A 12,878-nucleotide genomic window follows, 5' to 3' on the forward strand; every position below is an offset into this window, starting at 1 on the left:
AGGCGCGCTTGATTGAATTGGTGCGCCCCTTATAGTCCGCCCCTTCCCGCGCGCAACCCGCCACGAACCTGACATATCCGCCATGACGATACGCACCCGCAAATTCTTCGGAACCATCGCCCTGCTGGTGCTGGTCGTGGTGTGGTCGCTAGTGGGCATGACCATCGCCCAGACGCCGTGGCTGGCCAGTTCGGGCCTTCTGCAGGCAATCTTCTATGTCGTGGCCGGCCTTGGATGGGTGCTGCCGGCGATGCCGATCGTGAGCTGGATGTCGCGGCCCGATCGCGCCTAGAGCATTATCGGTTCTGATTTGATCAGAACCGATGCTCTAGATTCTTGTTTTGACGCGTTTTCTTCACGCGAACCGGTATCCACTTCGCTTGAAAACGCTTTAGACCCAATTGTCACGGGTAGGCCGGATCGCGGGAAACATCATCCCCGACAGCATCACCCGCATCATGCGCAGCGAACCCTGCCGTCCGTTCCAGGCGATCCGCGGCAGCGCGTGCAGATTGGAATATCCCCTGGCCTCGACGATGCCCGGGATGGTCGATACCGCGCTGGCGAAACCGGCCTCCTGCCCCATGACCACATGCTCCCGCCGCCAGGACTGCCGGTCGCCGAACGGATAGGCGAAATGCTTGACGGGGCGGCGCAAGGCGGTCTCGGCGACCGCCTTTCCCATCGTCATCTCGCGCTGCGCGTCCGCCCCTTTCAGGTTCGACAGCGCGGCATAGTTCACTGTCGCGCTGCCGATCGTCACCAGCGGATCGGCGGCGAGTTTCGCCAGATCGTCCCAGTCCATCGACGCCGCGCGCGACAGCGCCGCAAGATCGACGGAGTAGCGCGTGCAGAGGTCGTGGATTGCGAACGAAAGATCCGGCGGCGGCAGCGTCCGCAGCCAGCTCGCCAGAAATTCGAAAGTGTCATACTTCTCGACCGTGCTACCCGTTGCGAAACGCCGCTCCCTGCGGTCGATCACCAGGCTGATGCGCTCCTCGCGCGCGATCATCTCTTCGAGCGCGAGCCACCAAGCTTCACCAATTCCATCCGGAAACGCGGTCGGCAGGTAGACGGTAAAGGGCACGCCGTGCTTTGCCAGCACCGGATAGGCCTGCGTGATCACATCCTTGCAGCCGCCATCGAAGGTCAGGCAGGCAAATCGATTGGCTTTCGGCAGCGTGACCGCCCGCCGGCACACTTCGTCCATCGTGACCAGATCGAAGTTCCAGCGCTTCAGTGCACGGATTGCCCGGTCGAGAAATTGCGGCGTGATTTCACGCCACCGGTTGGGCTGGAACGGTGAGGAATCGCGCGGACGCACGCGCTCGAACCGCAAAATGGCGCCGGCGCCCCCGGTTTGCCGCTGCTTCAGCCTGAAATAGCCGCTGAAATAGCCGAGCTCCATCCGGGCCCGCTGCAAGATTCCGATATCCGACGCCAACGTCCCGCCCTCACTCACGGGTCGCGCTGCCCCGCCGCGCCCGATTGTATTACCCTTTGTTGACATTTCCCTGCGAAGGTCGGCCAACGCCAAAATAGTAAACAATTTCATATAGCACGGGCTTTGCGATGACCATGGCTGCCGCGATTGAAGACCGCACGGCGGATCGAGATGCGTGGTCGAAGGCAGGCCGCATCGCCGGCATCGACATCATTCACGACCTCTCCGCCGCGGAAAATATCTGGCGCAGCCTGGAAGCCGCGCAAACCTCATTCACGCCATATCAGCGCTTCGACTTCCTCAGTTCCTGGCAGCGGCAGGTCGGCGCGCGCGATGGCCTCGTTCCCTTCATCGTGATTGCTTACGACGCGGAGCGTCGTCCGCTGCTGCTGCTGCCGCTCGCGCTGAGGCAGGCCTATGGCGCGCGCTGCGCCAGTTTCATGGGCGGCAAGCATTCCACCTTCAACATGGCGCTGTTCGACCGCGATTTCGCCGCCAGTGCAACGCTGGCCGATCTCGAAGGCCTGATATCGGCGATATCGCAGAGGTCCGAAGCCGACGTCCTCGCGCTGCATCAGCAACCGCTCCGCTGGCGCGACCTGCCCAATCCGCTCGCCTTGTTGGCGCACCAACCGTCGGCCAATGATTGCCCGCTGTTGGTGATGGAGCCTGGCGCCGCACCGGCGGCGCTGGTCAGCAACTCATTCCGCCGCCGCCTCAAGGGCAAAGAACGCAAGCTGCAGTCCCTGCCCGGCTATCGCAGTTACGTTGCGTCGTCAGAGGCTGACATCATCCGGCTGCTCGACTGGTTCTTCCACGTCAAGCCGCAGCGGATGGCCGAACAGAAGCTGCCGAACGTGTTCGCCGAGCCCGGCATCGAGGAATTTGTCCGCGGCGCCTGTACCGCGCCGATCGCCGACGGCAGGCATGCCATCGACATCCACGCGCTGGAATGCGACGAGGAAGTGATCGCGATCTTCGCCGGCGTCGCCGACGGCCATCGATTCTCGATGATGTTCAACACCTACACGATGTCGGCGAATTCAAAATACAGCCCCGGCCTGATCCTGATGCGCGATATCATCGATCACTATGCCGGACAGGGTTATCGCGCGCTCGATCTCGGTATAGGATCGGACGACTACAAGCGGCTGTTCTGCAAGAGCGACGAGCCGATTTTCGACAGCTTCATTCCGCTGAGCCCGCGCGGCAAGCTTGCCGCCGGCGTGATGTCGGGCGTCAACCGCACCAAGCGGCTGGTGAAGCACAATCCGGCCCTGCTGGAGATGGCGCAGAAGCTGCGCAACGCGTTCAGTTAGCCCCCATTTCCCGTCATTGCGAGCGAAGCGAAGCAATCCATCTCACCACGCGGGATAGATGGATTAGGCCGCCACCACGCGCGGGCCCGGCTCGACGGCATCCGACGGCTGGCACGGCCTACTCAGCATCGTCACCTCCGAGAAGCCGACCGCCCTGAGCTGGTCGCACATCGACGCGCGCGCATCCTGCGCCATCGACGCTTCGGGCACCACGACGGCTCGCGCCTGCGACGTCAGCAATTCGGCCGGCAGATCGGAAGCGGTGCCGGCGTCCAACAGCACATGGTCGTAGACCCGCAGCAGCGCATCGATTGCCAGCATCAACCGCGGCGACTGGAGCTGCGCGCGGTCGAAACCGGGACGTCCGGCACTGACGAGATGCGCGCGCGACTGCCGGTCCTTGGTGATGATTTGCGTAAACGAGGCTTCGCCCTGCATCAGTTCAGCAAGCCCGGGCGCGACCGGATCGGCCGACGCTGCCACGATCGCCGGCGAGGACGCGACGAGATCGACGACCACGACTTTCGCCTGCTGCGCCATCAGCCGCGCCAGCGTCAATGCGGTCAGCGTGATGCTCTCGCTCGGCGCGGTGCCGAGCACGGTCACCTTGCGCGTCGCGGCGCCGGCGTCAACCAGCGCATCGGCCAGTTGCTCGATCTCGCCGGTCTCCGTCGCGGTATCGATCCGAGGGCCATCCGCGTGCGGCTCATCCGGCATGGGTTCGGAGGCGTGATCTGTGGCAGCAAACTCCGCCGCCGGAAGTACGCGTGCGATCGCCGGTGCGAGCAACGGTTCCGACGAAGAAGGCAACTCGATTTCGGGCGCGGCCTCATGTGAAACTTCCGGCGAAGCCGCAGCGGCGGCACGCGGCGCGGTCATGCGCAACAGTTCGCCGGTCGCGATGGCACCCGAGGTAAGCAGCAAGGTCGCCAGCGTCGCGATCAAAACGATGGGCAGCTTCTTCGGATAGGCCGGCGTGTTGGAAACGGTGGCGCGGGAGATGATACGGCCATCGGCCGGGGCTGCCTCGATATTCTCGCGGGCGCTCGCCTCGCGGTATTTGGCGAGATAGGTTTCCAGGAGGTCGCGCTGCGCCTTGGCCTCGCGTTCGAGCGCGCGGAGCTGCACGTCCTGGCCGTTGTTGGAGGAGGCCTGCTTCTTCAATTGGTCGAGACTGTTCATCAGGCCGTCGACCCGGCCTCCGGCGATGCGCGCATCATTGTCCAGTGAGCGCGACACCTTGCCCGCCTCCTCGCGCAGCTGGCGATCGAGATCGGCGAGCTGCGCCTTCAACTCCTTGATGCGGGGATGGCCGCCAAGCAGCGTCGACGATTGCTCGGCGAGCTGGGCGCGCAGCGTTACCCGCTGCTCGGAGAGCCTTCGGATCAGTTCGGAATTGAGCACCTCGGAGGCCTCGATCGGCTGGCCGCTTTGCAGCATTTCCTTGATCAGCCGAGCCTTGGACTCCGCGTCCGACTTCAATGCGCGGGCGTTGTTCAACTGCGTGTTGATCTCGCCCATCTGCTGGTTGGACAGCGTGGTGTTGTTGGTGCCTACAAAGAGGCTGGACTTGGAACGGAAATCCTCGACGCGGGATTCGGATTCGGCCACCTTCTTGCGCAGCTGTTCAATTTCACCCGACAGCCACTGCCCGGCCGATTTCGCCTGCTGCTGCCGCGCGTCCTGCTGCAGCACCAGATACCCTTCCGCGATTGAATTGGCGACGCGCGCCGCAAGTTCGGGATCGCGCGACTGGAATTCGACGACGATGACGCGGGATTTGTCGACCGCATAGGCCGTGAAGCGCTCGTAATAGGCTTCCAGCACGCGCTCTTCCGGTGTCAGCGAGAACGGGTCGCGCCCGATACCGACCAAAGCCAGCAACGACTTGATCGGCGAAAAGCCCCGCAACACCGGGTCGAACTCGGGGAGTTCGGCAAGCTTGTTCTTCCTGATGATCTCGCGGGCAAGGTCGCGCGACTGCACGAGCTGCACCTGGCTGGTCACGGCTTCGGGGTCGAGCGCGCTGCGCTCCTCGTTGCGCTCGCCGGTCGGCCGCAGGAACACGTTCTCGCGGCCATCGACCAGGATGCGCACTTCCGACTTGAACCGCGGAGTAATCATGTTGACGGCGACAAGCGACAATACCAGCGCCAGCACCGTCGGAACGATGATCCAGCCTCGCTTGCGCATCAACGCCTGACCGAGCGCGTGCAGATCGAGATCGGCGGAATCGGATGCAGCGATGGGCTTCCGAGCCGCAGGCGCAGGCCTTGCTATCGCCCGCTGCACCACCGGCTTGTCCTTGCCTGCACGCCAGAACGCCAAACGCATCGCACACTCCCGCGGACGCAACTATCGGTCCGCTCGACCGGCGCGATTACACTTCATTATGGTTGCCGCTGGGTTAATTTGCCTACGTGCGCGCCGAAACGCCGCCCCTCGCGTATCAGGTCATTTTTTGTTAACCATCCACACCCTTAATCGCGGAATAGTTTTCCAGGATTTTCGCAATGCGAGGCGTGCTCGCCCCAACTTCATGTCTGGTTGCTGCACTGGCGTTTGCGAGCTTCGTGGCTCGGCCCTCGCAGGTATCGGTCGTATCTGAAAGCTGTCTCGATGCCTGTCGTTGACGGTCAGCCGCTTCGCATCCTGCACGCGACGCGCGCGCCGGTTGGCGGCATTTTCCGCCATATTCTCGATCTCGCCAACGGCCAGGCCGACCGCGGTCATCACGTCGGCATCATCGCCGACAGCCTCACCGGCGGCGAACGCGCCGAGCAGGCGCTGGCGGAAATCGCCCCGCGCCTCAAGCTCGGCGTTCACCGCACCGCCATTCGCCGCGAGCCGCTTCCGACCGATGTTTTGGTATGGGCCCGGTTCCAGCGCATGATCCGCGAACTGAATCCGGATGTGCTACACGGCCACGGGGCCAAGGCCGGCGCCTTCATGCGTTTAAAAACCGCTGCCCGCGGCAAGATCCGGGTCTACACCCCGCATGGCGGCTCGCTGCACTATCCGCTGTCGACGCTGAAGGGCAACATCTATGCCCGCGTCGAGCGCGCGCTGATGAACGATACCGATTTGTTCCTGTTCGAAAGCGCCTTCGCGCGGAACACCTATCAGCGCACCATTGGCACGCCGAAGGGATTGGTGCGATGCGTATTCAACGGCGTCACCGCCAGTGAATTCGATCCCGTCACGAAAGCCGATGACGCCACCGACCTGATCTATGTCGGCGAGTTCCGGCACATCAAGGGCGCCGACCTCCTGATCGACGCGGTGGCGCGGCTGCGCGCCGACGGCCGACCGGTGACGCTGACGCTCGCCGGTGACGGCGAGCAAAGCGAAAGCTTGAAAGCCCAGGTCGAGCAGCTCGGCCTCGGCGAGGCCGTGCGGTTCATCGGTCACGTCAAGGCGCGCTACGGCTTCTCCAAGGGCTCGCTACTGGTGGTTCCCTCCCGCGGCGATTCGATGCCCTACGTCGTGATCGAGGCGGCCGCCGCCGGCATTCCGATGGTCGCCGCCAATATCGGCGGCATCCCCGAAATTTTCGGCCCGCATGGCGACGCCCTGTTCGCGCCCAGCAACGCGGCGGCCATGGCCGATGCCATCAAGGCCGCGCTTGAGGATCCGTCCGCGACCAAGGAGCGGGCTAAATCGCTGCGCGAACGAATCTTCATGCATTTTTCGCAGAAGGCGATGGTCGAAGGGGTTTTTGCCGGCTACCGCGACGCGTTTGCCAATCGTTAACCGTTATTTACCAACGTAACTGTTTCTTCCGATTTGTCCCGTAAGCCGTTGTGTGGGGGAATTCCGCACCGGCGGGCACGTTCCTATGTGCCCGCTCAAGAACGGGATGAGGACAGTGGAACCGATTAACGCACGCTCGATGCTCGATGCCGCGGCGACCGCGAGCGCGGCTCGCCCGCCGGTCGAACGCCGCCGCAGGTTGTCGCCGGCGGCGCTTGCCGTTGCCAATCAGAAAGTCGGTCGCGCCTATTCGCCGATCGTGATCGCAGGCGTGGTTCGCGCTATCGACTTCGGGATGCTCAGCGCAATCGGCATCGCGCTCTATTTCGGATATGCCGTCCCACTCAGCGGCTTCTACTGGGAATTTCTCGCGGCGATCTTCGGCGTGGCGGCAACGGCCGTGATCTGCTTCCAGGCCGCCGACATCTACCAGGTGCAGCTATTCCGCGGCCATCTTCGCCAGATGACCCGGATGATTTCATCCTGGGCGTTCGTGTTCCTGCTGTTCATCGGCGCCTCGTTCATCGTCAAGCTCGGCAGCGAGATTTCGCGGCTGTGGCTCACGGCGTTTTTCCTCACGGGCCTCGCCGCGCTGCTGGCGCAGCGCCTGGGCCTGCGCTCGCTGGTGCGCAACTGGGCGCGCCAGGGTCGGCTCGATCGCCGCACCATCATCGTCGGCGCGGACCAGAATGGCGAAGAGCTCGTCGAGGCGCTCAAGACCCAGGATGATTCCGACATCAAGGTGCTCGGCGTGTTCGACGACCGCAACGACGATCGCGCGATGGATACCTGCGCCGGCAGTCCGAAGCTCGGCAAGGTCGACGACATCGTCGAATTCGCGCGCCGCACCCGCATCGACCTCGTGCTGTTCGCGCTGCCGATCTCGGCCGAGACGCGCATTCTCGACATGCTGAAGAAGCTGTGGGTGCTGCCGGTGGATATCCGCCTTTCAGCGCATACTAACAAGCTGCGCTTCCGTCCCCGCTCCTATTCCTATCTAGGTGAGGTGCCGACGCTCGACGTGTTCGAGGCGCCGATCACCGACTGGGACCTGGTGATGAAGTGGCTGTTCGATCATGTCGTCGGCTTCGTCATCCTGGTGCTGGCGCTGCCGGTGATGGGGCTGGTCGCGCTCGCGGTCAAGCTCGACAGTCCCGGGCCGATATTGTTCCGACAGAAGCGCTTCGGCTTCAACAACGAGCGCATCGACGTCTTCAAGTTTCGCTCGATGTACCACCATCAGGCTGATCCGACCGCCTCCAAGGTCGTGACCAAGAACGATCCGCGCGTCACCCGCGTCGGGCGCTTCATCCGCAAGACCAGCCTCGATGAGCTGCCGCAACTCTTCAACGTCGTGTTCAAGAGTAATCTTTCGCTGGTCGGCCCCCGGCCGCACGCCGTGCAGGGCAAGTTGCAGAGCCGCCTGTTCGACGAGGCCGTCGACGGCTATTTCGCCCGCCACCGCGTCAAGCCGGGCATCACCGGCTGGGCGCAGATCAACGGCTGGCGCGGCGAAGTCGACACCGATGAGAAGATCCAGAAGCGCGTCGAGTTCGATCTCTATTACATCGAGAACTGGTCGGTGCTGTTCGACCTCTACATTCTCTTGAAGACGCCGATCGCGCTGATGACCAAGAGCGAGAACGCGTATTGAGTTCGCGTCATTGCGAGCGCAGCGAAACAATCCATGGCGCGGCAACGGGACAGATGGATTGCTTCGTCGCGGAGTTTATCATCGGGCCGGCCCAAGGCCGGACCCGTTGGCTCCTCGCAATGACGGCGGATAGTGGCGCTGTAGTTAATTGAGTTGCGTGAGTGCGTAATGGCGTATGCGGCGACAGCCGGGGCTTCCCTACCATCGACGACGGCCGCGCCCGGCGTGCTGGCCTTGCAGCGCGCGCTGGTGTGGCTGGTCGGGGCAACCGGCGCCATCGTTTTCATCGAACCCTCGCCCTATGAGCTGGCGACGCTTGCCGCCTGCGTGATCTTCTTCGCAACCGGCTTGCGGATGCGGCTGGTGTTCATACCGTTGCTGCTGCTCCTGTTCCTGGTCAATATCGGCTACAGCATCAGCGCGGTTGCCGTCATGGACCGGCCCAACGTCCCCAACTGGATCGCGACCTCCTGGTACATGGCGATCACGGTCATCTTCTTCGCGATGGTCATCTCCGAGGACACCGCGGCGCGGCTCGACATGCTCCGGCGCGGCCTCGTCGTCGGCGCGGTGATTGCGTCACTCGCCGGCATTGCCGGCTACTTCAATTTCGTGCCCGGCGGGCGGGATCTGCTGACGCTGTATGACCGTGCCCGCGGCACGTTCAAGGATCCCAACGTGTATGGCGCGTTCCTGATCCTGCCCGCGCTGTTCGCGCTGCAAAGCATCGTCTCGGACAAACTCGGCAAAGCGCTCCGCAGCGCGGTCGCGTTTGGCATCATATCGCTGGCGATCCTGCTTTCGTTTTCACGCGCCGCCTGGGGCGGGCTGATCCTTACCTCCGCCTCCATGCTGGCGCTGATGGTGCTGACCAGCCGCTCGCAGGCGCAGCGCTCGCGCATCATCGTGATCGCGCTCGTGACCGTGGTCCTGGCGGCAGCGCTGGTTGCGATCCTGTTGTCATTCGATTCGATCGCGAACCTCTTCAAGCAGCGCGCGAGTCTCGACCAGAGCTACGATGGAGGCCGCTTCGGCCGTTTCGGCCGACATATTCTCGGCGCCGAGATGGCGCTTGGGCTGCCATTCGGCATCGGCCCGCTGCAGTTCAACCGCTTCTTTCCCGAGGACACCCACAATTCCTACCTGAACGCGTTCATGTCGGGCGGTTGGCTCTCCGGCGTCTGCTATCCGGCGCTGGTCTTCGTCACGGTGCTGACGAGTTTCCGCTATGTCTTCGTCCGCGTGCCCTGGCAGCCGATCTATCTGGCAATCTTCGCCGCATTCCTCGGCACGGTCGGCGAGAGCTTCATCATCGATACCGACCATTGGCGGCATTTCTGGATGATGCTGGGCACGATGTGGGGCATGTTCGTCGCCGCCGAACGCTGGAAGGCCGACAATAATCCGGTGCTCTTGACGCCCGCGAAACCGTCCTAGGACCGCTTGCCCCTTTTCGCGGGGTTCGGCGCTTCGACCATCGACTTCAGCTCTTCGGTCGCCGCCAGCATCGTCTCATAGCCCTTCGTCGCGAACTCCAGCAGCAATTTCAGCTCGGCGTCCGAATAGGACTCCCAGAGTTTGACCATGCCGCGCTGCATGTGTTCGTAGAACCGCCCGATCTTGGCGAGGTTCTCCGGCACGATGACGATGAACACCTTGCGGCGATCGGCGGGATCGCGCTCACGGCGGACCAGGCCGGCCTTCTCCAGCCGGTCGACAACGCCGGTAATGGCGCCGGTGGTCAGCCCTGTCACCTCCGCTAGCCGTCCGGCCGTCACCCGGCCTTCCAGGTTGAGGAAGTCGAGACATTCGAGGTCGGAGCCGGAAATCCCGACCGTATTGGCCACCGTTTGCCCGAAAATGACGCCCTGCGCCGACGAGCGCCGCAGCGCGTTCTCGAGTTCCTGCATCAGCGCAGCCCGCGCCTTCGCCCTTGACAAAGCCAGCCTCATCTCTTAGTCGAGATATATCTTAGTTACTAAGATAATTAGCAACTATACGTTCCTACCACTTCACGCACGCATGGAGCAAGCATGAGCGGACGACCCACGGGGCGACCCAAGGCGCTGGTGATCGGCGGCGGCATCGCAGGACCAGTGACGGCGATCTTCCTGAAAAAGGCTGGCATCGACGCCGAACTGTTCGAGGCGTGGCCCTATTCGACCGGCACCGGCGGCGGCCTGCAGATCGCGCCGAACGGCATGCATGTGCTGGCCGAGATCGGATTGGCCGACGAGATGATCCGGCGCGGATCGATCGCGGAGTCCTTCGATTTCCATTCGCAATCCGGCGCCCGCCTTGGTTCGGTCAATCAGAACATGCGGCAGCGCTTCGGCCAGCCGGCCGTGAACATGTGCCGCGCCACGCTGAATGAAATGCTGATCAACAAAGCCTGGTGCGAGAACGTCGAACTGCGTTTCGAGAAGCGGCTGGTCGCAATCGAGGATCGCGCCGACAGGCCCGTGGTTGCGCATTTCGCCGACGGCACCATTGCCGAGGGCGACTTCGTGATCGGCGCCGACGGCGTGCACTCCGCGGTGCGGGCGCACGTGATCCCCGATGGGCCAAGACCGTTCGACACCGGCCTGATCGGCTTCGGCGGCTTTGTCCCGCGCGCGGTGATCGCAGATGCGCCGATCGGCCAGCGCGTGGTGACGACCTTTGGGCAGAGCGGCTTTTTCGGTTACAGCTTTTGCAGCTCGGACGAGAGCGACGGCGTGATGTGGTGGAGCACGCAGCCTTCACACGGTGTCGACGCAGCCGGCTTTCGCGCCATGGGCCAGGACGCGATCAAGCGGCATTTGCTTGATTTCCACGCCGGCTGGCATGACCCGATCCCGCGGATTCTGGACGCTGCCGGAAATATCGTGGTGACGGCAACGCTCGACGTCGCGACGCTGCCGACCTGGTCGCGCCAGCGCACGCTTCTGATCGGCGACGCCGCGCACGCCACCAGCCCGCACGCCGGCCAGGGCGCCTCGCTGGCGCTCGAAGACGCCATGCGGCTCGGCCGGCTGATGCATGACAAGCAGGAGCTTGGTCTGACCTTCCAACAGTTCGAGACCCAACGCCGCCCCCGCGCCGAGAAGATCGTCGCGCTGGCCCGCCGCAACGGCAACAGCAAGCGCGAGTTCAGCGTCACCGGCGCCTGGATCCGCGACCGCATGTTGAAAGTCTTGCTGCCGGTCACGGCGAAGGGAATGGACTGGATGTACGCGTATGATCCGCGGTCAGCGTAGTCCTGTGCATCGCAGCGGCGTGCTTCTCCCTCGCCCCGCTCTTGCGGGGAGAGGGGCGGTTCGGCAAGGACGGTGAGAGATGGACTCGCGGAGACTCCCCCTCACCCGGCGCTACGCGCCGACCTCTCCCCGCGCGCGGGGAGAGGCAAAGCAAGAAAGCTACTTCTCCACCTCGAACGTCAACCCAGCATGATCAACCAGTCGCTTGATCAGCTTGTGCTGCATCGCTGCGCCGGGCGTCCAGAAGCCGGCCGGCACGTCAGGCGTATCGCGCAGCAGGCAGATCGCGCATTCCGAAATCATCTTCGAGGTCGAACCGTAGCCGGGATCGCGATCGCCCTTCACCGCGGCGCGGACCTGCCGGCCATCGGGCGCGATCGCGGCATAGAGGAGATCGTAGAGCCCGTTCTCGCGCTCTTCCCTTGACGGCCCCTCACCCGGCTTCGGCGCGTTCGGACCGGTCTTTTCAGTGTTGGCCGCCATCACCAGCTTGGCATTGGCCTCGCCCTTCTCGCCGGGCCCGGTCAGCACCATCTCGTCATAGACGAAGTCGCGGCCATACGGGAATCCCATCAGCATGTTGGAACGATGGACGTTGCGCGTGTTGATCAGGGCCATCATGAACGGAGCCGTCCAGGATTGCATGTCTTCTTCATAGGCAGGTTTGTTGCCGCGCGGCTGTTTCGGGCCGGTGAATCCCGGCGTCAGCGCAAAGGGATCGTTGAGGATGGCCACCAGGCTGAGATCCTTGGCGACTGCATCGAAGGTCGCCTTGGCGCTCGCCGCCGTGCCGCCGGAAAGCGTTCCGCGCATGTTGCGCACGCGGCCCTTGACGCGCAATGCCGGCGCGCCGAACGTGCGCTTGGCTTCCTCTTGCACGAAGAACGCTCCGAGCTCGAACGGCACAGAATCGAAGCCGCAGGAAAACACGATGCGCGCGCCACTCGCTTTCGCCGCAGCCTCGTGCTTGTCGATCATCTGCCGCATCCAGATCGGCTCGCCGCAGAGATCGACATAGTCGGTGCCGGCCTCGACGCAGGCTGCGATCAACTCGTTGCCATAGAGCTGGTAGGGACCGACCGTGCTGATCACGCATTTGGTCTGGCCAACCATCGCCTTCAACGACGCGGGATCGCCGGCATCGGCCACGATCAGCGGCGTCTCCTTGGGCGCGCCGATCGCATCACGAACGGAAGCGAGCTTGTCGTTGCTGCGGCCGGCCATCGCCCATTTCAAAGAGGCGTCGCCCTTGTAGTGCTCGGCGAGATATTCGGCGACGAGCTGGCCGGTGAAGCCGGTGGCGCCATAGACGACGATGTCGAATTTCGACGAAGACATATTTTGAATTCCCTCAGGCTCGTCATTGTCTGCGACAAACGCGGAGCGTTTGCGCAAGGGAGCGAAGCGACGAAGCAATCCATCTCTGCACTTGCCGCACTACAGATTGCTTCGCTGCGCTCGCAATGACG

Annotated in this window: 10 protein-coding genes; 6 read left to right on the top strand and 4 right to left on the bottom strand. The window is 63.5% G+C overall.

Going from position 1 to position 12,878, the window contains the following annotated elements; all coding sequences use genetic code 11:
* The first annotated feature begins 82 nt into the window (after positions 1-82).
* The gene (locus tag ACH79_RS34730; protein ID WP_161854969.1) at positions 83-292 is read left to right on the top strand and encodes a DUF2842 domain-containing protein; all 210 of its coding nucleotides are present in this window, start codon (positions 83-85) and stop codon (positions 290-292) included.
* 99 nt (positions 293-391) lie between these two features.
* Here the strand turns inward: ACH79_RS34730 and ACH79_RS34735 are convergent, their stop codons facing one another.
* Complete coding sequence (locus ACH79_RS34735) at positions 392-1,444, bottom strand: polysaccharide deacetylase family protein (RefSeq protein ID WP_202639344.1); 1,053 nt, start codon at positions 1,442-1,444, stop codon at positions 392-394.
* Between the two features lie 128 nt (positions 1,445-1,572).
* Between ACH79_RS34735 and ACH79_RS34740 the strand changes: the two genes are divergently transcribed.
* On the top strand, positions 1,573-2,763 hold the full coding sequence (locus tag ACH79_RS34740) for a GNAT family N-acetyltransferase (RefSeq protein ID WP_161854970.1): 1,191 nt from the start codon (positions 1,573-1,575) through the stop codon (positions 2,761-2,763).
* 63 nt (positions 2,764-2,826) lie between these two features.
* On the opposite strand, the gene ACH79_RS34745 is transcribed toward ACH79_RS34740, so the two are convergent.
* Positions 2,827-5,097, bottom strand: coding sequence for an exopolysaccharide transport family protein (locus ACH79_RS34745; RefSeq protein WP_161854971.1), 2,271 nt, complete (start codon positions 5,095-5,097; stop codon positions 2,827-2,829).
* A 285-nt stretch (positions 5,098-5,382) separates the two neighbouring features.
* On the opposite strand from ACH79_RS34745, the gene ACH79_RS34750 reads away from it, so the two are divergent.
* From ACH79_RS34750 to ACH79_RS34760, 3 genes are all read left to right on the top strand, one after another.
* Positions 5,383-6,516: a glycosyltransferase family 4 protein gene (locus tag ACH79_RS34750; protein ID WP_161854972.1), complete on the top strand. Its 1,134-nt coding sequence runs from the start codon at positions 5,383-5,385 to the stop codon at positions 6,514-6,516.
* Between the two features lie 139 nt (positions 6,517-6,655).
* Positions 6,656-8,170: an undecaprenyl-phosphate glucose phosphotransferase gene (locus ACH79_RS34755; protein WP_161856711.1), complete on the top strand. Its 1,515-nt coding sequence runs from the start codon at positions 6,656-6,658 to the stop codon at positions 8,168-8,170.
* A 168-nt stretch (positions 8,171-8,338) separates the two neighbouring features.
* A complete protein-coding gene (locus ACH79_RS34760) occupies positions 8,339-9,607 on the top strand; it encodes an O-antigen ligase (protein WP_161854973.1) in 1,269 nt (422 codons plus the stop codon).
* On the opposite strand, the gene ACH79_RS34765 is transcribed toward ACH79_RS34760, so the two are convergent.
* Positions 9,604-10,080, bottom strand: coding sequence for a MarR family winged helix-turn-helix transcriptional regulator (locus ACH79_RS34765; RefSeq protein ID WP_246738757.1), 477 nt, complete (start codon positions 10,078-10,080; stop codon positions 9,604-9,606). The two genes, ACH79_RS34760 and ACH79_RS34765, sit on opposite strands and share 4 nt — an antisense overlap.
* Positions 10,081-10,203: 123 nt before the next feature.
* Here ACH79_RS34765 and ACH79_RS34770 point away from each other — a divergent pair, with 123 nt between their 5' ends.
* The gene (locus tag ACH79_RS34770; protein WP_161854975.1) at positions 10,204-11,409 is read left to right on the top strand and encodes an NAD(P)/FAD-dependent oxidoreductase; all 1,206 of its coding nucleotides are present in this window, start codon (positions 10,204-10,206) and stop codon (positions 11,407-11,409) included.
* 159 nt (positions 11,410-11,568) lie between these two features.
* Here the strand turns inward: ACH79_RS34770 and ACH79_RS34775 are convergent, their stop codons facing one another.
* Complete coding sequence (locus tag ACH79_RS34775) at positions 11,569-12,747, bottom strand: trans-acting enoyl reductase family protein (RefSeq protein ID WP_161854976.1); 1,179 nt, start codon at positions 12,745-12,747, stop codon at positions 11,569-11,571.
* Between the last annotated feature and the right edge of the window lie 131 nt (positions 12,748-12,878).

Source organism: Bradyrhizobium sp. CCBAU 051011 (assembly GCF_009930815.1).
Lineage (GTDB): Bacteria > Pseudomonadota > Alphaproteobacteria > Rhizobiales > Xanthobacteraceae > Bradyrhizobium.